The organism is Pseudomonas sp. GM78 (genome assembly GCF_000282475.1).
Taxonomy (GTDB): Bacteria; Pseudomonadota; Gammaproteobacteria; order Pseudomonadales; family Pseudomonadaceae; genus Aquipseudomonas.
Window position 1 is genome coordinate 1 of sequence record NZ_AKJF01000070.1, and the last position, 25,847, is coordinate 25,847.

The 25,847-nt window shown below is 58.3% G+C and carries 24 protein-coding genes; 5 read left to right on the forward strand and 19 right to left on the reverse strand.

What is annotated here, in order from left to right:
• Positions 1-224: 224 nt before the first annotated feature.
• From PMI35_RS20755 to PMI35_RS20725, 8 genes are all read right to left on the reverse strand, one after another.
• Positions 225-623, reverse strand: a complete 399-nt coding sequence (locus PMI35_RS20755) for a GtrA family protein (protein WP_032831507.1) — start codon at positions 621-623, stop codon at positions 225-227.
• A 5-nt stretch (positions 624-628) separates the two neighbouring features.
• Positions 629-1,915: an NAD(P)/FAD-dependent oxidoreductase gene (locus tag PMI35_RS20750; protein ID WP_008057856.1), complete on the reverse strand. Its 1,287-nt coding sequence runs from the start codon at positions 1,913-1,915 to the stop codon at positions 629-631.
• 2 nt (positions 1,916-1,917) lie between these two features.
• Positions 1,918-2,859 (reverse strand): NAD-dependent epimerase/dehydratase family protein, encoded by a 942-nt coding sequence (locus PMI35_RS20745; protein WP_008057857.1) that lies wholly within the window; start codon positions 2,857-2,859, stop codon positions 1,918-1,920.
• Positions 2,860-2,861: 2 nt separating this feature from the next.
• Positions 2,862-4,832 carry a DUF7024 domain-containing protein gene (locus PMI35_RS0132490; RefSeq protein WP_008057858.1) on the reverse strand — a complete coding sequence of 657 codons (1,971 nt, stop codon included), beginning with the start codon at positions 4,830-4,832 and terminating at the stop codon, positions 2,862-2,864.
• A gap of 40 nt (positions 4,833-4,872) precedes the next feature.
• Positions 4,873-5,613 (reverse strand): SDR family oxidoreductase, encoded by a 741-nt coding sequence (locus tag PMI35_RS20740; protein ID WP_008057859.1) that lies wholly within the window; start codon positions 5,611-5,613, stop codon positions 4,873-4,875.
• Positions 5,610-6,923, reverse strand: a complete 1,314-nt coding sequence (locus tag PMI35_RS20735; protein WP_008057860.1) for an FAD-binding oxidoreductase — start codon at positions 6,921-6,923, stop codon at positions 5,610-5,612. Before PMI35_RS20735 ends, PMI35_RS20740 begins: the two co-directional genes overlap by 4 nt.
• Positions 6,923-8,293: a UbiA family prenyltransferase gene (locus PMI35_RS20730; RefSeq protein ID WP_008057862.1), complete on the reverse strand. Its 1,371-nt coding sequence runs from the start codon at positions 8,291-8,293 to the stop codon at positions 6,923-6,925. Before PMI35_RS20730 ends, PMI35_RS20735 begins: the two co-directional genes overlap by 1 nt.
• A 336-nt stretch (positions 8,294-8,629) precedes the next feature.
• Complete coding sequence (locus PMI35_RS20725) at positions 8,630-9,382, reverse strand: substrate-binding periplasmic protein (protein ID WP_008057864.1); 753 nt, start codon at positions 9,380-9,382, stop codon at positions 8,630-8,632.
• Between the two features lie 135 nt (positions 9,383-9,517).
• Here PMI35_RS20725 and dnaX point away from each other — a divergent pair, with 135 nt between their 5' ends.
• The 5 genes from dnaX to PMI35_RS20700 all read left to right on the forward strand — a co-directional run bounded on the left by dnaX (position 9,518) and on the right by PMI35_RS20700 (position 15,311).
• On the forward strand, positions 9,518-11,590 hold the full coding sequence (gene dnaX / locus PMI35_RS20720; RefSeq protein ID WP_008057865.1) for a DNA polymerase III subunit gamma/tau: 2,073 nt from the start codon (positions 9,518-9,520) through the stop codon (positions 11,588-11,590).
• A gap of 65 nt (positions 11,591-11,655) precedes the next feature.
• Entirely contained in the window at positions 11,656-11,994 is a 339-nt protein-coding gene (locus PMI35_RS20715) for a YbaB/EbfC family nucleoid-associated protein (RefSeq protein WP_007933349.1), read from the forward strand.
• Between the two features lie 267 nt (positions 11,995-12,261).
• Positions 12,262-13,299 (forward strand): NADP-dependent oxidoreductase, encoded by a 1,038-nt coding sequence (locus PMI35_RS20710; RefSeq protein WP_008057866.1) that lies wholly within the window; start codon positions 12,262-12,264, stop codon positions 13,297-13,299.
• 75 nt (positions 13,300-13,374) lie between these two features.
• Positions 13,375-13,977 carry a recombination mediator RecR gene (recR, locus tag PMI35_RS20705; RefSeq protein WP_008057867.1) on the forward strand — a complete coding sequence of 201 codons (603 nt, stop codon included), beginning with the start codon at positions 13,375-13,377 and terminating at the stop codon, positions 13,975-13,977.
• 185 nt (positions 13,978-14,162) lie between these two features.
• Positions 14,163-15,311, forward strand: coding sequence for an acyl-CoA dehydrogenase family protein (locus PMI35_RS20700; RefSeq protein ID WP_008057868.1), 1,149 nt, complete (start codon positions 14,163-14,165; stop codon positions 15,309-15,311).
• Positions 15,312-15,445: 134 nt separating this feature from the next.
• Here PMI35_RS20700 and PMI35_RS20695 read toward each other — a convergent pair whose 3' ends face one another.
• The 11 genes from PMI35_RS20695 to PMI35_RS20645 all read right to left on the reverse strand — a co-directional run bounded on the left by PMI35_RS20695 (position 15,446) and on the right by PMI35_RS20645 (position 25,842).
• Positions 15,446-15,994 (reverse strand): adenine phosphoribosyltransferase, encoded by a 549-nt coding sequence (locus PMI35_RS20695; RefSeq protein WP_008057870.1) that lies wholly within the window; start codon positions 15,992-15,994, stop codon positions 15,446-15,448.
• A 77-nt stretch (positions 15,995-16,071) separates the two neighbouring features.
• Positions 16,072-16,806, reverse strand: coding sequence for a fumarate/nitrate reduction transcriptional regulator Fnr (gene fnr / locus PMI35_RS20690; RefSeq protein WP_008057871.1), 735 nt, complete (start codon positions 16,804-16,806; stop codon positions 16,072-16,074).
• A 92-nt stretch (positions 16,807-16,898) separates the two neighbouring features.
• Complete coding sequence (gene hemN, locus PMI35_RS20685) at positions 16,899-18,281, reverse strand: oxygen-independent coproporphyrinogen III oxidase (RefSeq protein WP_032831509.1); 1,383 nt, start codon at positions 18,279-18,281, stop codon at positions 16,899-16,901.
• Between the two features lie 216 nt (positions 18,282-18,497).
• Positions 18,498-19,181: a sulfite exporter TauE/SafE family protein gene (locus PMI35_RS20680; protein WP_008057873.1), complete on the reverse strand. Its 684-nt coding sequence runs from the start codon at positions 19,179-19,181 to the stop codon at positions 18,498-18,500.
• Positions 19,174-19,392 (reverse strand): cbb3-type cytochrome oxidase assembly protein CcoS, encoded by a 219-nt coding sequence (ccoS, locus tag PMI35_RS20675; RefSeq protein WP_008057874.1) that lies wholly within the window; start codon positions 19,390-19,392, stop codon positions 19,174-19,176. The genes PMI35_RS20680 and ccoS overlap by 8 nt, the downstream gene beginning before the upstream one ends.
• Before the next feature lie 22 nt (positions 19,393-19,414).
• Positions 19,415-21,868: a heavy metal translocating P-type ATPase gene (locus PMI35_RS20670; RefSeq protein WP_008057880.1), complete on the reverse strand. Its 2,454-nt coding sequence runs from the start codon at positions 21,866-21,868 to the stop codon at positions 19,415-19,417.
• A 156-nt stretch (positions 21,869-22,024) separates the two neighbouring features.
• Positions 22,025-22,564, reverse strand: a complete 540-nt coding sequence (locus PMI35_RS20665) for a FixH family protein (RefSeq protein ID WP_008057882.1) — start codon at positions 22,562-22,564, stop codon at positions 22,025-22,027.
• An 11-nt stretch (positions 22,565-22,575) separates the two neighbouring features.
• A complete protein-coding gene (gene ccoG, locus PMI35_RS20660; RefSeq protein ID WP_008057884.1) occupies positions 22,576-23,991 on the reverse strand; it encodes a cytochrome c oxidase accessory protein CcoG in 1,416 nt (471 codons plus the stop codon).
• Between the two features lie 263 nt (positions 23,992-24,254).
• The gene (locus PMI35_RS20655) at positions 24,255-24,470 is read right to left on the reverse strand and encodes a hypothetical protein (protein WP_008057886.1); all 216 of its coding nucleotides are present in this window, start codon (positions 24,468-24,470) and stop codon (positions 24,255-24,257) included.
• A gap of 206 nt (positions 24,471-24,676) precedes the next feature.
• Positions 24,677-25,660: a cytochrome-c oxidase, cbb3-type subunit III gene (gene ccoP / locus PMI35_RS20650; protein ID WP_008057888.1), complete on the reverse strand. Its 984-nt coding sequence runs from the start codon at positions 25,658-25,660 to the stop codon at positions 24,677-24,679.
• Positions 25,657-25,842, reverse strand: a complete 186-nt coding sequence (locus PMI35_RS20645) for a CcoQ/FixQ family Cbb3-type cytochrome c oxidase assembly chaperone (RefSeq protein ID WP_032831505.1) — start codon at positions 25,840-25,842, stop codon at positions 25,657-25,659. Before PMI35_RS20645 ends, ccoP begins: the two co-directional genes overlap by 4 nt.
• Between the last annotated feature and the right edge of the window lie 5 nt (positions 25,843-25,847).

The following is a 25,847-nucleotide window of genomic DNA, read 5'->3' on the forward strand; positions in this document are numbered from 1 at the left end:
TGGGGTTTATGGAGCGCTTACGTTCTGACGGGCGCGCCGGGCTGTTGGATCCGGCGTTCAAGCAGAAGGTTGTGATCACACCTAAGCTTTTGGATCAGGAAGGCGTGTTGATTGGGTGGTGAGTTGGATCGGGAGCAACAGGATAAAAAATGCTGGCACCCACCTATGGTGGGGCCGGCACGAGTGACTACTGGTCCGATATCCGATATTTGCGATCGACTTTTTTATTTCTCCCGGAAGGAGAGGTGCCTGTGACCGAGGTAGCTGGTAAAGACCGGGACAACCACGCCTACCGCATGCGAAATCTCTTTGGCGAGGAGCGTGATGTTCAGTGCCGGCAGTAAGTAATAGGCCATGCCTAAACTGATGAAGTAGGTCTGCAATACCGCGACCACATTAACCAGCACAAAAAACAGAATCGAATGTTTCAGCGGCTGAGTGCTCTCTTTGAAGACGAACGCCTTGGCCAACAAAAACGCTGTTACCATGCCTGTTATATAGGCAAGTATCACCGCCGTGGAAAAATTCGTCCACTGGTTGTAAAGGATGCGCGAAAAGAAGTTGACAGCAGCCGCGGTCCCCCCGGTAACAAGAAATATTATAAATTGCTTGTTCATGAACATTTTGGTCAAGAAACTGCATCCTTCGCCAATTTTCGTCCAAAATCGATACTTTCAGAAATTCCGCGGTCTTCGGGGTAGTAATAAGATGTATCGGCTACCCATAGGCCTTTCACGGGTAGCTTGGCGTCCGGAATGGTGTCCAAGTATTCCGGGCCACAGATCGGCTGGGCATGGCGATAACGGCTCGCTCGAACATCCAGGAAGTCATCATCGCTAAGCGAAGGGTTGATTTTCTTGAGGTACTGCTTGACCTTGTTGATGAAAATCTCATCAGATTCCTGAAATTTGGGGTGTTCACCCGGCATGTAGAAGGGCACATAAACGATATGCTCGTTCAGCGGGCGAAGATTTGAATACTCCACTAGGCCCGGGATATCCATTTCAGGGTCATTGGTGTTGAGCCAGAAATTTTCAGTGACGGCTTTTTTCAATTTCGCGATCACACAAACCACGGCGATGTTTTTGGTGTTCTCGAATTTCCTGAGGATGTCCGCAGGCAGATCCGGCATGATACTTGGGATGTAGGGCAGTGGAATGGTGCTGATAACCTTGTCAAAGCTCTCCAGTTCGCCATTGCTCACGACGCCCTTGACATGACCCGATTCAATGACGACCTTTGAGATTCTGCTTGAGAGTCTAATTTCGCCACCGGCTTGTTTGATGGCTTCTGACATCGCATCGAGCAAAGTCGTGGAGCCACCATGCAGATACCCCAGTTTCTCTTTGAAGAGGCTGTAACGGGAGCGTCCGATACGGCGAATCCGGCTCCAGATCCACGCGGCGGACAGGTTGTCTTTGAAGTCGTAGAATTTGAAGTCGAACAGTCGGCGCCATAGCACCTCATAGGCCTCTGCACCCACCCAGCGCTTGATCCACCCAATTGCTTCCAGGTTGTCCAGAGGCTTCCAATCATTGCGCTTGGTGCACAGAAAGGCGTGTAGCCCGTACCGAAACTTGGCAAGTAGGCTAAGCCCGCGGAATTTCAACAATGCAGTGGGATTGCCCCAGGATTGCAATTCATTCTGATACCAATAGCCCATCTTGGTTTCGACCCAACGCATCTTGTTTTCGATGCCAAGCTCTTGCAGCATTTGCAGGAACGCGTGGTCCGAGATGCAATGGAAATGATAGTAGCGCTCAATGGTCAAACCAGAGAAATCGAAACCCGCGGTCATGCCGCCGACACGATCATCCGCTTCAAAAATGACCGGGTGCTTACCTTCTTTGGTCAACTGATAGGCAACCGCCAAACCCATTGGGCCCGCCCCCAGTACTGCAACGCGCTCTCCCATGATTAAAACTCCAGAATATATTTGCTGTACGTAGGGTCGTTGAATGTTTCGTTCAGCGCGTTTGAAAACGAAGTGCAGGGCACGTTGAAGATGGACGGCCAGTCAATCACTTCGAACTCATCCTTGGCGCTCAGCGCTTGAAGTTGCTGAGTGGTGAACGGAGGATTTTTGTCAAACAGCGACCAGGTCCAGATCAGGGAGTAGAAAAGGCCGTAAGGGATTCTCAGAATGATCGTGTTCGCGTGGATGGTTCTTTTGATTTCGCGAATGATATCGATGTAATCCACCTTCTCGTGCCCGGAGATGTTGTAGATCTTGTTCTCAATGTCATTTTCTATACAGCTGATAATGACGTTGCAAAAATCGCCGACATAGAGCGGTTGACGCATGTACTTGCCATTCCCTGGGATCGGGAATACAGGTACTTTTTTCATAAAGCGTGACAGCCATCCTAAGTGCTTTCTGTCGAACCAGCCGAACATCAGTGTCGGGCGCAGGATCGGGCATTTTACATCGCTTGCCAGAACCATCTGCTCTTGTGCGATTTTTGAGCGTGTATAAAAGTCATCTGCGACAGATTCGACAACTGACGAGCTGATATGAACGGTTTTGGTAATGTTGTATTGCTTGATCAGACTTAAGATGTTGTGCGTCGAATCAACATTGTTTTCAATGAATTCCTGGTAGTCCAAGCCGCCAATTTGTGCCTGCAGCATGACAACGACATCAGCATTCTCGAAATGACGGGCCCATTCACCCGGCTTCGCCAGATTGGCGAAGTGTGCCTCTATGCCGGGGTATGCCTGGCGCAGCACTTCAAGGTTTTTTTGGTGTTTGTCGATGACGACAATATTAGTGTAACCCCTGTCTTTCAGGCGAGCGACCAAGTTTTGACCCACCAGGCCGGCGCCGCCCGGTAGTACAATTTTCGATGACTTGTTCATTTTCATTCAGCTCCTACTTGCACACCGTACAGCGCCACACCCAGTTTTCTTGGGTCATCTGATAACCCTACCTCCCGGGGTGATACCGGTTTTTCTACATTGATGCTCAATTGAATCGTCTTGTACGCCCCATCTTTCACGTTAAAAGATATCTTTTGACGGGCGGTACTATTGTTGAATGTTTGAGTAGCCACAACTTGGTTGTCGTGATGGATCTCAACGTGTTGGCTGATTTTGGAATTGGGAACAAAGGCCCCTAAGTCTAGTGTGATTAGGCCTTTAAACCCTTCTGGCACCGGTATGCTGAGGGTGGCGATCTTGCTCATGGACCAGACGAAGTCTTGCTCAACTGCTGACCAGCCAGTGTCAAGAATATAGCGATTGAAAAGTTCCTGGTTTCCGTTAACGGTTATGAGGCCCTTGCCTGCAAAGTTAGGTGGCGTCATTTCGATAAAGAGCAAGCCTGGCGTACGGATGGCGACCTTTTCTACGCGCTGTGTCTCTGGGGAATTGCTCGTTACAAAGAGTCGCATGTTGTCTCTGACTTCGGCAGGTGTGCACATGGCTTCGTGAGTGAATAAAATATGCCAGTTCTTACTGATGCAGAAAAGTGATTTATTATTCCGGCGAGCATAGTTTTCTATGCCAACAACAGTCGACCATAGATAGTCCCAGTCATTTCCACTGTCGAGATCGAATACCATGCGCTTTGGATAGTTGAATTCTACGAGTGCATTATAGGACTCTATAATGTAGTCGTTTGTAGAGCTTGGCGGTTTGCTGATGTTATGGAGGGTCAGGGCGATACAAATGACAATCGCGACGATTGACGCGCTCTGCTTCTTGCTTTCTGGCACCAGTCCGCGGCAGACAAAGCACAGAATGGCCAGCGTCATGGCGGGTACTGAGTAGTAAAAGAAGCCGATGTAGGCGTGATCGAGCATGTCCACACCGTATTTTGCATAAAACAAAACGGCGCATGTTGCGGCTATGAAGGCTAGGCTGAGGGCTCTGATCCAATGGCTCTTGGCGTTGGATAGTTTTGTGTTGGCGAAGATCAGCGCTGATGCGCCTATCACGGCGGGCAGGATGCCGCCCCAGTAGACCGAGGTGAAACTGATGGCTTCACGAAGTGTATTCGGAGCACGCCCACCGCTGAAGGCGGCGTACGCCGCGATAGGACCAGGGAAGTGGATGAAGGTTTCTATCGCAAGAGGGACGAAAAAGAGTGCCAGGGTCACGATGCTGAGCAGAATGGGTCTGATGTTGTTCTGCACGAAGTCCTTGCTAGTGATGACCTTGGCGCGATCGCTTCTATAAAAGGCGATTCGGTTGAAGGCCAGTAGCAGAATGAGTGTGATGCCCAGGATGGCTACGAAGGAAACGTGACCGTTGACGAGAAAGCCGGAAGATAATGCCAGAGACTGTAGGGCATCTGTTCGTCCGTTAAACAGCGTCGAAATCGATATGACCATGACCGCGAAAGGCAGCATGTACAGGTGTGGGAACCACATGCCGGTCAGAAAGTTGGAGTCGCAAAACGTGATTACAGCGAGGAACAGGGCGGTAATCACTGCTGCATCACTCAGTTTTCCGGTGAGCTTTGTCAACAGTTTCAGGAGGAGGGTGATCCAGAAGGCGGAATACAGTGCGACTGCCAGCAATTGTCCGGAAATTGGCGAAGGCACGACTTTCAGGGTGTCGAAAAATACAAACTCACCAAATGCCAATACATACAGGATGGCGGGGCCGGGATGGTTAAAGCCTACCCGTGAGTAGTTGCCAACAAACAGCGCGAACTCTTTGGCTTTTAGGATTAATAGGCTATTGGCCGCCAAGTCGCTGGTTTCAATGGTATGCGTGCTGATAATCGGCCAATTCGAAACGGCTAGTACGACGGCAAGAACTGAAAAAAACAGAACGAACCAACCATTACTGACTTTCTTTTCAGTAGAGGAGAGTGTGGTGCTCAAGGTCAGGGCCTCAAATTCAAAGGTGAAAGTATAATTTTTATTAAAGGCTCAAACGCTTGAATACAAAATCAGGCACGCATTTAATAATCATCATGATTAATCGCCAGAAAGAAGGGGCGTAAACCACGGCTTTGCGATGATCAATACCGCGAAGGATGATTTCTGCGACGGTTTCCGGTTTGGCGACCAGTGCACCTGGCAATGGCAGACCTTGGGTCATTGGGGTGTCAACAAAGCCCGGCTTCACATCCATGACGTGTACACCCACTTTGAACATGCGAACCCGCAGGCCTTGGCAGAAGGTGGAAACAGCTGACTTTGCTGTTCCATATAGATAGTTGGATTGGCGCCCGCGATCGCCGGCCACGGAGGAGATAACGGCGATTATGCCGCATCGCTGCTTTTCGAAGTGGTTGCTGAAGTGAGTCAGCAGCGAAATCACAGACGTTCCATTTGCGGAGAACTCTGCAAGTGCTTTTTCCACTTGGCTTTCACAAGCTTTCTGATCTGGCAACGTGCCATGAGCGATCAAGAGCACGTCGATTTGATTCAGCGTATTGACAGCTTCTTGAAGCAAAGCGGCATGAAGGCTGTAATCGGTTACATCCTGGGTGCGATAGTGAACCGTTTTCGCACCACGCCCCAACAGGTCAGATCCTGTTTGATGCAACTTTTCCTCATTGCGCCCGACCAGAAAAAACTCCGCCCCCTGTTTTGCCCAGAGGCGTGCACACGCAGCGGCAATGGCGGACGTGGCGCCAACGATTACAATACGTTTCATTGAGTTACTCGTTTCCAGAAGAGGGAATTTAAATGCGGCGCGCGTAGGGCTTCCAGTTGTTCCCAGTTCGGGAAGAACGCCTGGAAGTCTGAGGCCGTCATATGAGCGTCTTTGGCGGGATAGAGCCGTCCCCCAGCTTCTCGAACGATGTGATCGAGTTTTGGGAACACGTGGTCGACGACTGACTTTTTCTGCGCGAAGTCCAGCGCCAAGGAAATACCAGGCATCGGGAAGGACAGTAGCCCAGGTGAGATGATGTCGCCGCAGCGCTTCAATACAGCCAAAAACGAACCTTCACCTGATTGTGAAATGCACTTGAGTATTTCATGCATCGCCGAGGAGGCGACCACCTCGGGGATAACGCACTGGTATTGCTGAAAGCCATTGCGCCCATAGATCCGGTTCCAGTTGGTCAGGGTGTCCAACGGGTAGAAAAAGGGTTCGTAATTGGAGCGGCCGAGGGCCAATGTCTTGGGGTGTTTATGCCAGTACAGGGTGTTGAATGCATGCAGTGAAAGATTGTTGATCAGCGAGAACGGTGCAGTGAGGGGGACATTGGTCTTTTTGGCCGTGCCCAGGGTTTTATCGCCGTATTCGGCGTGGTCGCCGACAAAAAAAACACCCCTTCCAATCTGATCGCCTTTGGCCACGCAGTCTATCCAGGCAACGCTGTACTCATGTTGCCTGTCGAGTTCGTTTGACAGGAGGAAAAAATCATTTAAGCAGTTGAATCGAATCGTTTTGGTGTTGATTTGTGCAGACTGGATCGGTGTGAGCTGGAATTCAACCCAAGTGATAATGCCGGTAAGGCCTAGGCCTCCGATGGTCGCGTTGTACAGTATTTCGTTTTCGGTAGGTGAGCAGGTGATTTGTTCTTCAGCGCTGCGCAGCAATCCAAACCTAAGCGTATGGCACCCAAAGGTACCTTTAACATGATGGTTCTTGCCATGGACGTCATTGGCAATTGCACCTCCAACTGTCACGAACTGAGTGCCTGGCGTGACCGATAGGAACCAGCCTTGAGGGACGATAATCTGCAGAATTTCGTTCAAGGTAATGCCAGATTCAACCGTCAGCCTCCCTGTCTCGGGGTCAAAGTGGATGACCCGATCCATACCGCGCATGCAAATGACATGTCCGCTAGCAGCCAGGCAGCTGTCGCCATAACTACGCCCACTGCCATAGGCTAATGTCGTTTCGTGTTGGGCAATGACGTCGTTGCTGACACGGCCAATGTCGGCTCGCCAGTGAGGCGAATGTCCGGACTGGGGAGCATTTGGGACGCGCCCCCACGATTTGATATTGTTCATCAGGCGGCAATCCAGAACACAAGGCAGAACAATGCTCCAACAACAAGACTGGTTCTATCTTTTATCGCAAAGACGACTGGGTCATCGTGCATTTGTCCGCGGTGCGTCAATACCCAGACTCTCGTTATCCAGAACAGCAGCAGAGGGCACGCCATCCAAATGATTTGGGGGTGTTTATAGAGTTCGACTGTGACGTTGTCGTGAATGTACAGCGCGAGCACCATAATGGACAGGTAGCCCGCCGCAGCCCCGAGCGATGAGATCATTTCAAGGTCGTCAGGGTAATAACCACGCCCTCGGGTTTTTTCTTTGTGACCTTTTTTATGTGCCTCGCGAAGTTCAGCGTAGCGCTTGACCATTGCAAGGCTGAGAAACATGAACATGGAGAATGCGAGCATCCAGAACGTAAGGGTAAGTGCTAGGGCTGTGGCGCCGGCAATTATTCGAATAGTGTAGAGAAGTGCTAGTGCAATGACGTCTACTGCCATTATCCGTTTGAGGGAAAGTGAGTAGGCGAGTGTCAAGATATAGTAGGCGAACAGGGCGCCAACGAATTCCAGTGGCATCAGGAATAGGGCGCCACCGAACGCCAGGATCAGTAGGGTCGGAAACACCATGATCCCGGATTTCAAGCTTAAGCGACCCGCGGCAAAGGGGCGATTTTTCTTGGTCTTGTGATGCCTGTCGTCGGCAAGGTCAAGTAGATCGTTGAGCAGGTAGACGCTGGATGCGCAGATGCCAAATAATACGAATGCGATGACTGCCTTAAAAAGTAGCGAAAAATCACCTATTTTATGGGCGGCCAGCAAAGGAACGAAAATAAGCAGATTTTTCATCCACTGGTGCAGTCGCAAGGCTTTGAGCCAGTCTTTCAGCGGGGCGCGCGGAGTGCTGATCGTGAGGGCTGTTTTTTGCAGTTTGTTCGCGCGTTTTTCAACGCCATATTCAGGTTCGACGATATAGGCGTGACGTGCCGATTCCCAGACGATCAGGTCATCGCTGGAGTTCCCCAGGTAGTCATAGCCTTCTTCCCCGTAAAGTTGTACGAGCAGGTCACGCTTTTTATGGGCGCTCAGGTTGGTCTTGTCGTCGCTCGCCAATACCCCATGAAAGAGGTCGAGATGATCGGCTATTTTTTGCGCGAGACTGTGATGGGTTGCGGTAGCAAGTATGATTTGGCGCCCGGCCAGCTTTTCGGCTTTCAACAAATCCAGCACAGCGGCGTTATAGGGAAGCAGTGCCATGTCGATTTGGGTTGCCTGCGCCAGCTTTTCCTTAAGGACGCATTTGCCTTGCATCATCCACAAAAACGGGTTAAGGCAGCTCAGGGGCCGGGCTCGGACAAACGCCATGCCGGTTTCAAGCAACATGTCCGATGAGAGTAAAGTTCCGTCAAGATCTACGACGAGCGGAGGGGTATTCAAAACAAATGCTTCCCTGAAGTATGGATACCGTCGATATCAAGTGCGTGGATACAGAAAAGCCTACTAGCGTGGCTGAACTAGGAACTTGTCCAAATCGACACAAGGCTTTCATTTGGCCGCAAAACTAACATAAATGGTTATCAAAGCCCATACTGAGGGGGGGCTGGCATTTTGCTTCATCGAATAGTGCGCGCCGCCGATGCCCGCCGCCAACGTCCCGGGCTGGGTCGCGGGATTTGTCGCGCCTGCGCGATGGCGGGTGGCAGATTCAGCCGCCCGCGGTCATGGCCTGGCTTCAGCCTTGCCGCCCACGTAAAGGCGAATGATGTCATCGATTTCCCCTGACATCTTCATGCGCAGCAGGGTGCGCAGAATGCGCTGCACCGGCACCTTGGGATCGTTGCGTACGTAACAGCCGACGCGTTGCTCCTGCAGGAACGCCACGCCTTGCAGTTGCTGCTGCGGCAACAATCGCTGGTTGAACCAGTCCAGGGTCCATTGGTTGCTGACCGCATAGCGGTTGCGTCCGGCATGCAGCTTCTCCAGCACCTGTTCCTGGTTACGGGCGTCGTCCCGATACAGCCGGTTGGCGTCGAACAGCGGCTGCAGGGTCGGGTAGCTGTAGCCCAGGACCGTGCCGATCGATTGATGGGGCAAGTGTGCCGGGTTGACGGAGTCCTTCGCGTCAGGCCGGCTGACCAGCAGGTCGGGTTGAGTCCAGAGCGGAATGCTCCAGATATAGTCGCCGGACTGGTTCGGCGTCCAGGACTGTGCGGCGTAGCAGCGAATGTCGACCTCGCCCTGTTCCATGGCGTTCTGCACCCGGCCGCGGGGCAATACGTGGAACTGCGCCGGTACACCGACCTGGGTCGCGAGGCTGAGCATCACGTCATACAGGATGCCCTGGGTCGGTCGGCCACGCTCCAGTTGCACCATCGGCATGGCCCAACTGTCAGGCACTACGAAGCGCAACGGCGTGTCAGCGGCCACCCCGTCCAGGCTGATCAACAGCAGTGCCCCCCAGGCCAACCGCATAAACGCTCCACTATCCTTGAAGCAAAAGGCCCGCAAAATGCAGCTTAGCCAGATTAGACGAGCGCACCGGATGCAATTTGTGCCTTGCTCCGCTAGCATTAGCCGCTTCTGTTTCCTTCGCTGCGACGGTTTTCGATGAGTTATCAGGTTCTTGCACGTAAATGGCGTCCGCGCTCGTTCCGCGAAATGGTCGGCCAGACCCATGTGCTCAAGGCTCTGATCAATGCCTTGGACAGCCAGCGGCTGCACCACGCGTACCTGTTTACCGGGACGCGCGGGGTCGGCAAGACCACCATCGCGCGGATCATCGCCAAATGCCTGAACTGTGAAACAGGTATCACTTCAACGCCCTGCGGCGAGTGTTCGGTGTGCCGCGAAATCGATGAAGGCCGCTTCGTCGACCTGATCGAGATCGACGCTGCCAGCCGCACCAAGGTCGAAGACACCCGCGAGCTGCTCGACAACGTGCAGTACGCCCCCAGCCGCGGGCGTTTCAAGGTCTACCTGATCGACGAAGTGCACATGCTCTCCAGCCATTCTTTCAATGCGCTGCTGAAAACCCTCGAAGAGCCGCCACCCTACGTCAAGTTCATCCTGGCCACCACTGATCCGCAGAAACTTCCCGCAACGATTCTCTCGCGTTGCCTGCAGTTCTCCCTGAAGAACATGACCCCGGAACGGGTCGTCGAGCATTTGACCCATGTGCTCGGCGTCGAGAACGTGCCGTTCGAAGACGATGCGCTGTGGTTGCTCGGTCGCGCCGCCGACGGTTCGATGCGCGATGCCATGAGCCTCACCGACCAGGCGATCGCCTTCGGTGAAGGCAAGGTCATGGCCGCTGACGTGCGGGCGATGCTCGGCACCCTCGATCACGGCCAGGTCTATGACGTCCTGCATGCGCTGATCGAAGGCGACGCCAAGGCCCTGCTCGAAGCGGTCCGCCATCTGGCCGAACAGGGGCCGGACTGGAACGGCGTGCTCTCGGAAATCCTCAATGTGCTGCACCGGGTCGCCATTGCCCAGGCTTTGCCGGAAGGCGTCGACAACGGCCATGGCGACCGTGACCGGGTGCTGGCCCTGGCCCAGGCCTTGCCGGCCGAAGACGTTCAGTTCTATTACCAGATGGGGCTGATCGGCCGCCGCGACTTGCCGCTGGCTCCCGATCCCCGCGGCGGTTTTGAAATGGTGCTGTTGCGCATGCTGGCGTTCCGGCCCGCCGACACCACGGACGCGCCAAGTCAACCGCTAAAGCCAGTGGGGATCAGCCAGGCCACTGTTGATTCCGCCAAATCAGTGGCTGCCACGCCGGTCGTAGCAAAGGTCGTCGCTGCGCCCGTTGCACCTGTGGCGGCAGTGGCTCCGGCACCTGCGCCGGTTGCGCCTGTCGCAGCACTTCAGCCTGTACCTGAGCCTGAGCCGGTGGCCCCGGCAGTCGTGGTCGAAGAAGTGGTCGACCTGCCGTGGAATGATCCGGTCGAGCCAGCAGCCGTTCAGCAGCCAGCCGTCGAGCCGGTGCTGGAAACTGCCAGCGAGCAGCCCGAACTGCCGCCGATGCCGTTGCCGACCCCGGAAAGCGTGGTGCCGGACGCACCGGAGTGGGCCGCCGCGCCGATTCCGGAGCCGACGGTGGCCCAAGTCGATGCCGCCACCCCTGGCATGGACCTCGATGACGAGCCGCCGCTGGACGAGGATTACATCGAACCAGACATGGACTCGGCCTACAGCTACCTCGACGAATTGGCCAGTGAGCACGCCGCCGAGCCAGCCGCAGAACCCGAGCCTGAGCCCGCTGCAGCACCCGCCACGGGCCTGGCGCTGCAATGGCTGGAGCTGTTCCCGAAGCTGCCGATTTCCGGCATGACCGGCAGCATCGCCGCCAACTGCACGCTGATCGCGGTCGATGGCGACAATTGGTTGTTACACCTGGACCCGGCCCACAGCGCCTTGTTCAACGCCACTCAACAACGTCGTCTCAACGAAGCGTTGAACCAGTATCACGGGCGGACCCTGACCCTGACCATGGAGCTGATCAAGCCTCAGCAGGAAACACCGGCCCAGGCCGCGTCCCGTCGGCGTGCCGACCGTCAGCGCGAGGCCGAGGAATCGATCCACGGTGATCCGTTCATCCAGCAAATGATGCAGCAGTTCGGTGCGGTGGTCCGTAACGATACTATTGAACCTGTCGAGGCCCTGGCCAGTCAGGGCTAATAACTGAAGGCGCTTGCCCGCATGGGCGGGCGCCGTTTAATCCAAGTACTTTTGAGGTGATTCCCATGATGAAAGGTGGCATGGCCGGCCTGATGAAGCAGGCACAGCAGATGCAGGAAAAAATGGCCAAGATGCAGGAAGAGCTGGCCAACGCCGAAGTCACCGGTAAAGCCGGTGGCGACATGGTCACCGTGGTGATGACCGGTCGTCACGACGTCAAACGCGTGACCATCGACCCAAGCCTGGTCGAAGGCCTGAGCGAAGATGACAAGGAAATGCTCGAAGCGGTGTTCGCCGCGGCCGTCAACGACGCCGTGCGCAAGATCGAAGCCAACAGCCAGGACAAAATGGGCAGCATGACCGCCGGCATGCAACTGCCACCGGGCATGAAACTGCCATTCTGATTCGCCTTCAGGCGTCGGATGAGCTACAAAAAATGCCAGGCATCTTGCCTGGCATTTTTGTTTCTGCCTCACAGGGATGCGGCGCCTGTGAAGTCGCCTTCGCGGGCAAGCCCGCTCCCACAGGATTCGCGGCGTTCGCAAAACCTGTGGGAGCGGGCTTGCCCGCGATGAAGTCGCCTCGGTTCAACCGAATAGACATCGAACGCCAAACCAGTAAAAAGGTCTGCTCCCTATACCCCGTACCCATCGATCAAAGGAGACGCTGACATGTCCGACCCCATGACCCTCAACCAACGTATCGTCCTGGCCTCGCGCCCGGTCGGCGCACCGACGCCGGAGAATTTTCGCCTGGAGCGGGTCGCGCTACCCGATCTGGCCGAGGGTCAGGTGCTGCTCAAGACCCTTTATCTGTCGCTGGACCCCTACATGCGCGGGCGCATGAGTGATGCGCCGTCCTATGCCGCGCCGGTGGAGATCGGCGATGTGATGACCGGTGGTGCAGTCAGCCGGGTCGAGCGTTCGCGCCATCCCAAGTTTCATGAAGGTGACCTGGTGGTCGGCGCCACGGGATGGCAGAGCCACAGCATCAACGACGGTACCAGCATCATGGCGCTACCTTCGGGGCTGCCCAACCCCTCCATGGCCCTGGGTGTGCTGGGCATGCCGGGCATGACCGCCTACATGGGCTTGATGGACATCGGCCAGCCGAAAGAGGGCGAGACCCTGGTGGTGGCGGCAGCCTCGGGCGCCGTGGGGTCGGTGGTGGGCCAGGTGGCGAAGATCAAGGGCCTGCGCGTGGTCGGCGTGGCCGGCGGGGCGGAAAAATGTCGTTATGTCACTGAAGAGCTGGGTTTCGATGCCTGCATCGACCACAAGAGCCCGGACTTCGTCGACGAGCTGGCGAAGGCATGCCCCAAGGGTATCGATATCTATTATGAGAACGTCGGCGGCAAGGTGTTCGACGCCGTGGTGCCGTTGCTAAACCCCAAGGCGCGGATTCCGCTCTGTGGCCTGATTGCTTCCTACAACGCCAGCGAGGCACCGAGCGGCCCGGATCGCTTGCCGCAATTGCAGCGCACGTTGTTGACCAAGCGCGTGCGAATCCAGGGCTTTATCGTGTTCGACGACTACGGTGACCGTCAGCCGGAGTTCATCAGTGCGATGGCACCGTGGGTGCGTGATGGCAAGGTGAAGTTTCGCGAAGACGTGGTCGATGGCCTGGAGCAGGCGCCCGAGGCGTTCATCGGGCTGCTGGAAGGTCGCAACTTTGGCAAACTGGTGGTGCGGGTCGCGCCCAACGACTAATTGACGCTGTGAATTGACGCTCAACAGAGGCGCGGGTATAAACCGCGTCTCGTTGTTTTCGTCGGACTTTTCCCCATGAGCTTCAGCCCTTTGATTCGCCAACTGATCGACGCCCTGCGAGTTTTGCCAGGTGTGGGTCAGAAAACCGCCCAGCGCATGGCGTTGCAGTTGCTCGAGCGTGATCGCAGTGGCGGCTCGCGCCTGGCACTGGCCCTGAACCAGGCCATGGATGGGGTCGGTCACTGCCGTCAGTGCCGCACGCTGACCGAAGACGATCTCTGCCCGCAGTGCGCCGATACCCGCCGCGACGACACCTTGCTGTGCGTGGTGGAAGGGCCGATGGATGTCTACGCCGTGGAGCAGACCGGTTTCCGTGGCCGCTACTTCGTGCTCAAGGGGCATCTGTCGCCGCTCGACGGGCTGGGGCCGGAGGCGATCGGCATTCCGCAATTGATGGCGCGGATCGAGGAGGCGGGCACGTTCACCGAAGTCATCCTCGCCACCAACCCGACCGTGGAAGGCGAAGCCACTGCGCACTACATCGCCCAGCTGCTCAGCAGCAAAGGCCTGATCGCTTCGCGGATCGCCCATGGCGTGCCGCTGGGTGGCGAGCTGGAGTTGGTGGATGGCGGGACGCTGGCGCATTCGTTTGCGGGGCGTAAGCCGATCTCCCTCTAGTCCTGTAGCGCCTTCAGGGACGCCATCGCGAGCAAGCTTTGCTCCTACAGGTTTTGGGTTTGACTACTGTAGGAGCAAAGCTTGCTCGCGATGCAGGTGTCTCGGCATATCTGATTCACACAATCCTGTTGTAAACCAAGCAAGCGCTCGGTTAACTTCGCTGAACCCTTCAGTGGAGTTCGCCGATGCCTGCCTTCGAGGAATACTTCGACCCCAGCCACCAAATGGTCCGCGACAGCGTCAGGCGCTTCGTCGAGCGCGAGATTCTGCCGGGCATCGAGCAGTGGGAAGAAGCCGAAAACTTTCCCCGCGAGCTCTATCTGAAGGCCGGTGCGGCGGGCATCCTCGGCATCGGTTACCCCCAAAGCCTGGGCGGCAGCCACGAGGGCGATGTGTTCACCAAGATCGCCGCCAGCGAAGAGCTGATGCGCTGTGGCTCCGGTGGCCTGGTGGCGGGCCTGGGTTCGCTGGACATCGGCCTGCCGCCGATTCTCAAGTGGGCCAGCCCTTGCGTCCGTGATCGGGTGGTGCCACAGGTGTTGTCCGGCGAGAAAATCAGCGCCCTGGCCGTCACCGAACCCGGCGGCGGTTCCGACGTCGCCAACCTGCAAACCCGCGCCGTGCGTGAGGGCGATTTCTACCGGGTCAACGGCAGTAAAACCTTCATCACCAGCGGCGTGCGCGCGGACTACTACACCGTAGCGGTGCGCACCGGCGAGCCGGGTTTCGCTGGCATCAGCCTGTTGTTGATCGAAAAAGGCACCCCGGGTTTCACCGTGGGTCGGCAGTTGAAGAAAATGGGCTGGTGGGCGTCGGACACCGCCGAATTGTTCTTCGATGATTGTCAGGTTCCGGTAGGAAACCTGATCGGCAGCGAGAATATGGGTTTCGCCTGCATCATGGGCAATTTCCAGAACGAACGCCTGGCCCTGGCGTTGATGGCCAACATGACCGCGCAGCTTGCCCTGGAGGAAAGCCTCAAGTGGGCGCGCGAGCGTGAAGCCTTTGGTAAACCGATCGGCAAGTTCCAGGTGATCAAGCATCGCCTGGCGGAGATGGCCACGGCACTCGAAGTCTCACGGGAGTTCACCTACCGGCAGGCGGCGAAAATGGCGGCGGGCAAGAGCGTGATCAAGGAGATTTCCATGGCCAAGAATTTTGCCACGGACACGGCGGACCGGATCACCCACGATGCCGTGCAGATACTGGGTGGCCTGGGTTACATGCGTGAGAGCCTGGTGGAGCGGCTGTACCGGGATAACCGGATTCTGTCGATTGGCGGGGGGACGCGGGAAGTGATGAACGAGATTATCAGCAAGCAGATGGGGCTCTAGTGGGCGGTGTGGCGGATTACGCCATCGCTGGCGAGCCAGCTCCCACAGGGATCTGATGTGTACATAAATTCTGTGCACAACAAAGAACACTGTGGGAGTTGGCTTGCCAGCGATGGCGTCAGCACAAGCGCCGCTTACTTGTCGGAAAGGGCAAACTGCGTCAGGCAAAAAGTCGGAATCCCCATGTCTTCCAGGCGCTGCGAACCTCCCAGCTCCGGCAAATCGATGATCGCCGCCGCTTCATGCACCCGCGCGCCCATGCGTCGAATCAGGTTCGCCGCCGCAATCAGGGTACCGCCGGTGGCGATCAGGTCATCGAACATCACCACCGAATCGCCTTCGCACAGGCTGTCGGCGTGCACTTCAAGAAACGCTTCGCCGTACTCGGTCGCATAACCTTCAGCCAGAACGTCGGCCGGCAATTTGCCTTGCTTGCGAAACAGCACCAGCGGCTTGTTCAACTGATACGCCAGCACCGAGCCGATCAGGAAACCCCGGGCATCCATGGCGCCAATGTGGGTGAAATCCGCCTCGACATAGCGGTGGGCGAAGCTGTCCATCACCAGGCGCAGGGCCGTGGGCGACTGGAAGAGCGGGGTGATGTCGCGAAAGATCACGCCGGGCTTCGGAAAGTCGATCACGGGGCGGATGAGGGATTTGATGTCGAAGGAGTCGAAGACCATCGAAGGTGTCCTGGCAGGCTGCAAACGACACAGTATAACGGCGGCTGAACCGTTTCGCTCAGCCGCGATCGGCCTAATCAGCCTTCGAGGGAACCACCGGCCAGGGCGCACAGCTGGATCGGGTCGAGGATGCGGATTTCCTTGCCCTCGGCGGCGATCAGTTCGTTCTGCTGGAAGCGCGTGAACACCCGCGACACGGTTTCAACCGCCAGGCCCAGGTAGTTGCCGATTTCATTGCGCGACATGCTCAGGCGGAACTGATTGGCCGAGAAGCCCCGGGCACGGAAGCGCGCCGACAGGTTGACCAGGAAGGTGGCGATGCGCTCATCGGCGGTCTTTTTCGACAGCAGCAGCATCATCTGCTGATCGTCACGGATCTCGCGGCTCATCACGCGCATCAGCTGACGGCGCAACTGCGGCAGCTGCAGGGCCAGTTCGTCGAGGCGTTCAAAGGGTATTTCACAGACCGAAGTAGTTTCCAGCGCTTGCGCCGACACCGGGTGTTTTTCGGTGTCCATGCCCGACAGCCCGACCAGCTCGCTCGGCAAATGGAAGCCGGTGAGCTGTTCTTCGCCGGCATCGCTCAGGTTGAAGGTCTTCAGGGCGCCGGAGCGCACGGCGTAGACCGAGTCGAACTTGTCGCCCTGGCGGAACAGAAACTCACCCTTTTTCAGCGGGCGGCCACGTTTGACGATTTCGTCCAGCGCATCCATATCTTCCAGATTCAGAGAAAGTGGCAAACACAGCGGGGCCAGACTGCAATCCTTGCAATGGGCCTGATTGTGAGCGCGCAGTTTTACTGGCTCAGACATTTCTTCAATCCTTGTGGGAAATCACACATAAGACGTAAGGGTAACCCACTGCAGGACGTTGATGCCAGCACGCGGCGGATTTGCCGCAGGGTTTAGATCACTCGGGAAAACCGTTGGCGACTGTGTTGCTCGAAGTAGGCGTCAAACACCATGCACACCGAGCGCACCAGCAAGCGACCTGCCGGCAGCACAGTGATGCCCTGGCTATCCAGCTCAATCAGGCCATCCTTGGCCATGTCCTGCAGTTGTGGCCAAAGTTCGCCGAAATAACCTTGAAAATCGATATTGAAGGCCTGTTCGATCTGGGCGAATTCCAGGCTGAAATTGCAGATCAGCTGCTGGATCACCGCGCGGCGCAGACGGTCATCGGCGTTGCACGACAGGCCACGGCTGGTGGCCAATTGCGCAGAGGCCAAGGTGTTCTGGTATTGGGTCAGGTCGCTGTTGTTCTGGCAGTACAAATCACCGATCTGGCTGATCGCCGATACGCCCAGCCCGATCAAATCGCAATGGCCGTGGGTGGTGTAGCCCTGGAAGTTGCGTTGCAGGGTCGATTCCTCCTGGGCGATCGCCAGTTCATCGTCGGGCAGCGCGAAGTGGTCCATGCCGATGTAGCGGTAACCGGCGGCGGTCAGTTGCTCGATGGTGCGTTGCAGCATCTGCAGTTTTTGCGCCGGGGTCGGTAGCTCGTTGATATTGATCCGCCGTTGCGGCATGAAGCGGTCCGGCAGGTGCGCATAGTTGAACACCGAGAGGCGGTCCGGTTGCAGGCTGATGACTTCGTCGACGGTGCGGGCAAAGTTTTCCGGGGTCTGTTTGGGCAGTCCGTAGATCAGGTCGATGTTGATCGAGCGAAACTGCAGGGTCCGGGCGGCGTCGATCACCGCGCGGGTTTCTTCCAGGCTCTGCAGGCGATTGACCGCGCGCTGCACGGCCGGGTCAAGGTCTTGCAGGCCGATGCTGACCCGATTGAAACCCAGTTCGCGCAGCAGGCCCATGGTCGACCAGTCGGCTTCGCGTGGGTCGATTTCGATGCCGTAGTCACCGCTATCGTCATCGAGCAAGTTGAAGTGCTTGCGCAGGTGCGCCATCAGCTGACGCAGTTCGTCGTGGCTGAGAAAGGTCGGGGTGCCACCGCCGAAATGCAGTTGCTCGACTTTCTGCGCGGGGTCGAGGTGGCAGGCGATCAGCTGGATTTCCTGCTCCAGGCGCTGCAGGTAGGGCAGCGCCCGGCCGCGATCCTTGGTGATCACCTTGTTGCAGGCGCAGTAGTAGCAAATGTTCGCGCAAAACGGCACATGCACGTACAGCGACAGCGGGCGCACGGCCTTGCGGCTGTCGCGCAGGGCATGCAGCAGGTCGAACGGGCTGATCTGGCTGTGGAATTGCACCGCGGTCGGGTAGGAGGTGTAGCGCGGTCCCGCCAGGTCATAACGGCGGATCAGATCGGTGTCCCAACGAATGGCGTCGAGCATCATGCGGGCATTCCCCCGGATAGGCTGGCAGTGTTGGCCAGTCTAGGGGGTGGGGGATTTGGGGGTCTTGATTTACGTCAAGGGTGCAGAGTTGTGTCGTCTGTGCGGGCCTCTTCGCGGGCAAGCCCGCTCCCACAGGTTTTGAGTGAGCACAGGATTGTGGTTCAACGCCAACCCTGTGGGAGCGGGCTTGCCCGCGATGGGATCACCGCCGATCTAATGCCCCATGAGCCAATGCTGATGCGGCCCCGGTAAAGTCCAGATGCCAAACAACATCACCAACAACCCGCCCGCCATGCGCACACTGCGTTTACGCAACAACGCCGTGACTCGTTCAGCCGCCAACCCCGTGGCGAGCAGTACCGGCCAGGTGCCCAACCCGAACGCCAGCATCAGCAACGCACTGTCCAGCGCATTGCCCTGGCTGGCCGACCACAGCAGGGTGCTGTAGACCAGGCCGCACGGCAACCAGCCCCAGAGCCCGCCCAACAGCAGCGCACGGGGCAGGCTCGAGACCGGCAGCAGTCGGTTGGCGATCGGCTGGATATGCCGCCACAGGCCGCGACCGAGGCTTTCGATGCGCGTCAGCCCGCTCCACCAGCCGGCCAGGTACAAGCCCATGGCGATCAGCAACAGTCCGGCTAGCACGCGCATGAACATCGCCGCCGGGCTGTTGGCCACCGCCCAGCCGGCCAGGCCGATCAAAAGGCCCGCAGCGGCGTAGCTGAGGATGCGCCCCAGGTTGTACGCCAGCAGCAGGCGAAAGCGCCGGCTGCGTTGATCCTTGGGGATGGCCAGGGTCAAAGCGCCCATCAAGCCGCCGCACATGCCCAGGCAATGACCGCCACCGAGTAGACCAAGGATGACCGCCGACACCAGCAGCGGCGCCAATTCAAGCATGGGGCGGCGCCTTGTCGTCGGGTTTGGGCGGATGGCCGCTGGCCTCGTCGACCGCCGCAGTGTGGTTCGGATCCTGGTCGTCGAACAGGATGCTGTGGGCCGGGCCGTCAAGGTCGTCGTACTGACCGCTGTCGACTGCCCAGAAGAAGATGTAGACAGCAATGGCCACGATCAACAGCGCGGCCGGAATCATCACGTAGAGAGCTGGCATCTGGACTCCATGCCCGCGCGGCTCAGGCCGGCAGCGGGCGGGTTTCTGGCGTGGTGCGTGCAGCCGGCGCGCTCGGCAGGCGAGTCAGGCGCAGGGCGTTGAGCACCACGGTCAACGAACTGAGCGACATGCCGACCGCAGCCCACACCGGCGTGATCCAGCCGAGGGCGGCGAACGGCAACATGAGACCATTGTACAGCGCGGCCCACAGCAAGTTCTCGATGATCACCCGACGGGTGCGTCGCGCCAGGTTGAAGGCTTGCACCAGGGCATCGAGGCGGTTGGACAGGAGAACGGCGTCGGCGCTGGTTTTCGCAAGATCTGTGGCCGAGCCCATGGCCACGCTGATGTCGGCGGCGGCGAGTACCGGTACATCGTTGACCCCGTCACCGAGCATCAACACCTTGCGACCTTCCTTGTGCAGTTGTTGCAGGACCTGCAGCTTGTCGTCCGGACGCAAGCCGCCACGGGCTTCATCGATGCCCAGTTCGGCCGCGACACTGGCGACCATCGGCGAGCTGTCGCCGGACAACAACAGGGTGCGCCAGCCGCGTGCCTTGCAGGCCGCCAGCAGGTCGGGGGCATCGGCGCGCAAACGGTCGTCGAGAACCAGCCACGCCAGCGGCCCCTGGCTATCGCCGAGCAGCAGCCATTGGCCGGCTTCGTCCGGCATTGATGGCACCGCCGCGCCGCTGAGTGCGCAGACAAAACCGGGCTGGCCGATTCGCAGGCGCTGTTCGCCAACCCGTCCTTCAAGGCCAAGTCCCGGCGTGCTGTGCACTTCCTCGGCGGCCAGGGGCGCGCGGCCAAAAGCGCGGGCAATCGGGTGTTCGGAGCGGTTCTCAAGCGCGGCGGCGAGACTCAGGCATTGATCGCTGCCGAGGGCGCCGAGGGGGCGGATCGAGCGCAGCGCCAGGCGGCCTTCGGTGAGGGTGCCGGTCTTGTCGAAGATTACCGTGTCGATCTGGTTCAGGCCTTCCAGCACGTGGCCGCGGGTCAACAACAAACCCAGTTTGTGCAGGGTGCCGGTGGCGGCGGTCAGGGCGGTCGGCGTGGCCAGTGACAGGGCGCACGGGCAGGTTGCGACCAGCATCGCCAGCACAATCCAGAAGGCGCGTGACGGGTCCAGCTCCCACCACAACAGGCCAATACAGGCGCAGGCGATCAGTGTCAGCAACAGGAACCATTGTGCTGCGCGGTCGGCGATTTCCGCCAGCCGGGGTTTTTCCGCCTGGGCGCGGTCGAGCAGGCGCACGATGGCCGAAAGACGGGTGTCATGCCCGAGGGCCAGGACTTCAACGGTCAACGGGCCTTCCACATTCAGCGTGCCGGCGGTGACGGCGTCGCCCGGCGTGCGTGGCTGCGGCAGGTATTCGCCGGTCAACAGCGATTCGTCGATGCTCGACTGGCCATCGAGGATTTTGCCGTCGGCCGGGAGGATCGCCCCCGGATGCACCAGCACTTGATCACCAACCCGCAGTTCACTCAGCAGGATGCGCTCACTCTGGCCATCGGCGCCCAGGCGCAGGCAGGAAGCGGGGAGCAGGTTGACCAGTTGCGCGGTCGCGGCGGCGGTGCGCTCCCTGGCTCGTCGTTCCAGGTAGCGCCCGGCCAGCAGAAACAGGGCGAACATGCCGACGGCATCGAAATACAGCTCGCCGACGCCGGTGATCGAGGTCCAGATCCCGGCGATGTAGGCACTGCCTATGGCCAGCGACACCGAAACATCCATGGTCAAGTGTCGTGTGCGCAGATCGCGCATGGCGCCCTTGAAGAACGGTGCACAACTGTAGAATACGATCGGTGTGGTCAGGAATAGCGCGACCCAGCGCAGGATGGCGTGCAGCTCGGGGCTGAGGTCGATATTGAATTCCGGCCAAGTGGCCATGGTCGCCATCATCGCCTGGAACCACAGCAGCCCGGCTACGCCGAGCTGGCGCAGGGCCAGGCGGTTTTCGCTGGCCAGTTGTTCGCTGGCGCGGTCGGCCTGGTAGGGGTGGGCGGCGTAGCCGATGTGGCGCAGCTCGGCGAGCATCCGGCTCAGCGGCAATTGCCCGTCGGCCCAGCGCACGTGCAGGCGATGGTTGGACAGGTTCAGGCGCGCTTCGGCAACGGCGGGCAAGGTGCGCAGGTGTTTCTCGATCAGCCAGCCGCAGGCGGCGCAACTGATGCCTTCCATCAGCAGTGTGGTTTCGGCCAGTTCGCCTTCGTGGCGAACGAAGGGTTGCTGCACGTCGGCGCGGTCGTACAGCGCCAGTTCATCGACCAATTGCACTGGCAGCGCTTCGGGGTTGGCCGAGGCTTCGCTGCGATGCTGGTAATAGCTTTGCAGACCGCCTGCGACAATGGCCTCGGCCACGGCCTGGCATCCCGGGCAGCAGAATTCCCGTGACTCCCCGAGTACGACGGCGGTGAAGCGGCTGCCGGTGGGGACGGGCAGGGCGCAGTGGTAGCAGGGAAGTGGGGTGGTGGTCATGGAATATTCACTAGTACTGCTGAATCTCTATCGTCGGATAGGGCCTCTTCGCGGGCAAGCCCGCTCCCACATGGATCGGCGGTGAACTCAACTTCTGTGTTCGACCGTGATCACTGTGGGAGCGGGCTTGCCCGCGAATGCGCGAAGCGCGGCTTTTTATTTTTTCAGGTCTTCCGCGCCTTGCAACGGTTCATCACCGAGCAGCAATTCCTTGTCGTGGTTGACCAGTTCTTCCTCGAACATGCGCCAGATGTCGTCGTCCTGGCTGCCGAGCAATTCGATGAAGCGGCGGCCTTCGATCTTGTCGCTCAACTGGCCGATGTAGCGGCCCTGTTCGGTGTCGCTGCGGGTGAGGGTGATCTTGCGATCCTTCTCCGGTTGCGTTGGCGAGATCAGGTTAAGCTCAAGCGTGGCAGGCTGGCTATTGCCGCTCAGGCGCAGGTCGACTTCACCGGTCACGTCATCCAGATGAATGCTGGCGCGCATCAGCAGGGTCTGCGCCAGCAGTTCACGGTCCAGGGAGCGGTTGATGCCTTTGCCAGCCTCGTAGTAGTTGTCGTTGACCAGGTTGTCCGGGTTCTTAACCGCGATGGTCACCATGGACAAGGTCAGGGTCACCGAGCAGGCCAGGATCCCGATGATGATCCACGGCCAAAGGTGCTTGTACCAGGGACTTGCGGCAGTTGCTGCGGGCATGATCACTTCTCTCAACGATTTTGTGGGCCGATGAATCGGCTCTTGGCTTCAACGTGGATGCTGGCGTCATCGGCGTCCTTGAGGATGAATTTCACCTCGTTGGTGCTCGATGGCAATTGTTCCGGCGCCACCGACAGTTCCACCGGCTGGCTGATGATATCGCCGGCCGCGACCTTGATCTCGCGCCGGCCTTGCAGCTTGAGGTCCGGCAGGCCGGTGGCCTCGAGCACATAGGTGTGGTCGCGCTGGTCTTTGTTCATGACTTTCAGGCTGTAGACGTTTTCGATCCGGCCTTCGGCGTTCTCACGGTACAGCACGCGATCCTTGCTGACGTCGAAACCGACCAGCGAACGCATGAAGAACGCGGTCACCAGCGCCCCGATCATCACCATCAGCACCACGGCATAGCCGATCAGGCGCGGGCGCAGTTTATGGGTTTTCTGCCCGGACAGGTTGTGTTCGGTGGTGTAGCTGATCAGGCCGCGCGGGTACTCCATCTTGTCCATGATGGCGTCGCAGGCATCAATGCACGCCGCGCAGCCAATGCACTCGATCTGCAGGCCGTCGCGGATGTCGATGCCGGTCGGGCAGACCTGGACGCACATGGTGCAGTCGATGCAGTCACCCAGGCCCTGGGCCTTGTAGTCGATGCCTTTCTTGCGCGGGCCACGGCTTTCGCCACGGCGCGGGTCGTAGGAGACGATCAGCGTGTCCTTGTCGAACATCACGCTCTGGAAGCGTGCGTAAGGGCACATGTAGATGCACACCTGCTCACGCAGCCAGCCGGCGTTGCCGTAGGTGGCGAGCGTGAAGAAACCGACCCAGAAATACGACCAGCCATCGGCCTGGCCTGTGAAGAACTCGATCACCAGTTCGCGAATCGGCGAGAAGTAGCCGACGAAGGTCATGCCGGTGACGAAACCGATCAACAGCCACAGGCTGTGCTTGCTGAACTTGCGCAGGAACTTGTTGGCGCTCATCGGCGCCTTGTCGAGTTTGATGCGTTGGTTGCGGTCGCCTTCGGTGATCTTTTCGCACCACATGAAGATCCAGGTCCAGACGCTCTGCGGGCAGGTGTAGCCGCACCAGACGCGGCCGGCATACACAGTGATGAAAAACAGGCCGAAGGCGGCGATGATCAGCATGCCGGACAGCAGGATGAAATCCTGTGGCCAGAAGGTGGCGCCGAAGATGAAGAACTTGCGCTCCGGCAAGTTCCACCACACGGCCTGGTGCCCGCCCCAGTTGAGCCACACCGTGCCGAAATACAACAGGAACAGGAAAGCGCCGCCCGCCATGCGCAAGTTGCGAAACAGGCCAGTGAAGGCGCGGGTGTAGATTTTTTCCCTGGAGGCGTAGAGGTCGACGCTGTTGTTCGCGTTCTTGTTGGGTGGGGTGACGTCGTGTACCGGAATCTGGTTGCTCATCATTGCATCCCACGGCAGTGGAAAAATGCCTCGGTCAGTACGTGCCGACCGCGGTCAAAAAGAGGTGTTGCAGTGGCGCAATGATACGCCTGTCGCTCTAGCTCAAGGGTGCGACCTTTGGTCGCGTTGGGGAAAAAAACCGAATGGTGTAGCGAATGTAACAAAACATGATGCAGGTCAATTGACTATAGCTCACCGGTATTGCACGGCCTGGCTTCGGAGCGCAGCGGATGTCCGCTGCGCTCACGGGTCACGGCTTAAGGTTAGTCAATCCGCCACGAGCTTTCGTGCCCGCTACCCTCGCCTTCGGTGGGGGCGGCAAAGTTGGCACGACGCTGCGCAGGTTTCTCAGGTGCAGGCACCTCGGGTATCTCGCACTCGGTGATGACGCGCTCAACGGTCGGTACGATTTCTTCTTTGGTAGGCTCGGGTATTACCGGGCCCCTGCAGTCGTCGACGATGTGTTCTTGATCAGACATGGTATGCATTCCTTGTGTAATGACGTTTAACTTCCTTGTCCTGGCCAGCCCGCCTCATGCAGGTTGCCAGGTCAGACGACATTACCCCTGACCGGCCCGCAGTCCCATCGAATATAGGTTTCAGATTATGAAACAGGCGCCCAAAACAAAACGGCCCCGCCATTTTTCATTGGCGGGGCCGTTCGTTTTCGCGTCAGGCGTATGCCTTACTGGGCGTCCGCCACTGGTGCCTTCTCGCCATGAGACAGGCTGTAGACGTAAGCGGCCAGCAGGTGAACCTTGTCATTACCCTGCATTTGCTCTTGCGCAGGCATCTGGCCCTGACGGCCGTAACGGATGGTCTGCTGCAGTTGAGCGAAGCTCGAGCCGTAGATGAACGCGGCCGGGTGGGTCAGGTTGGGTGCGCCCATCGCCGGAGTACCTTTGCCTTCCGGACCGTGGCAAGCCACGCAGTTGGCCGCGAACAGCTTGCCACCGGCAACCGGGTCGGCTTTGGTGCCTTCCGGCAGCTTGCGGCCATCGAGGTTGGTCAGGACGAAAGCGGCAACGTCCGCCACGCCTTGCTCGCCAATCACTTCGGCCCACGCCGGCATCACCGCGTGGCGACCGCCCATAATGGTGGTCTTGATGGTTTCCGCTTCACCGCCCCAGCGCCAGTCGGCGTCGGTGAGGTTAGGGAAGCCGTAGGCACCCTTGGCGTCGGAACCATGGCAGACCGAGCAGTTGGAGGCGAACAGGCGGCCACCCATTTTCAGCGCTTGTGGATCCTTGGCCACTTCTTCGATTGGCATGGAAGCGAACTTGGCGAAGATCGGACCGAACTTGGCGTCCGAGCGGGCCATTTCCTTTTCCCATTCGTGAACGCCGGTCCAACCGGTCTGGCCGTTGGCGAACGCGGTCTGCTTCTCGTTATCGAGGTAGTTGTAGCCCGGCAGCAGGCCTTTCCAGTTACCCAGGCCCGGGTACAGCACCAGGTAGCCCAGGGCGAAGATGATGGTGCCCACGAACAGCATGAACCACCATTTCGGCAGGGGGTTGTCATACTCCTCGATCCCGTCGAAGGAGTGGCCAACCGTCTCTTCGGTCGACTCGGTGCGCTGGCCCTTGCGGGTCGACAGCAGCAGCCAGGTCAGGGAAAAGATCGTACCGAGACTGAGGACTGTGACATACAGACTCCAGAATGTAGTCATTCTTTGTTACTCCTAGAAGCTTGCTCGACGTGCTTGATGGCTTCGGGATCATCCGCGAAAGGCAGCAAGGTGGCGTCTTCAAACTCCGACTTGCGCTTGGGGCTGAACACCCACAAGGCCAGACCGACAAAGGCCACCATCACAACGACGGTGCCCAGGCCACGAATCATCCCGATATCCATTTAGA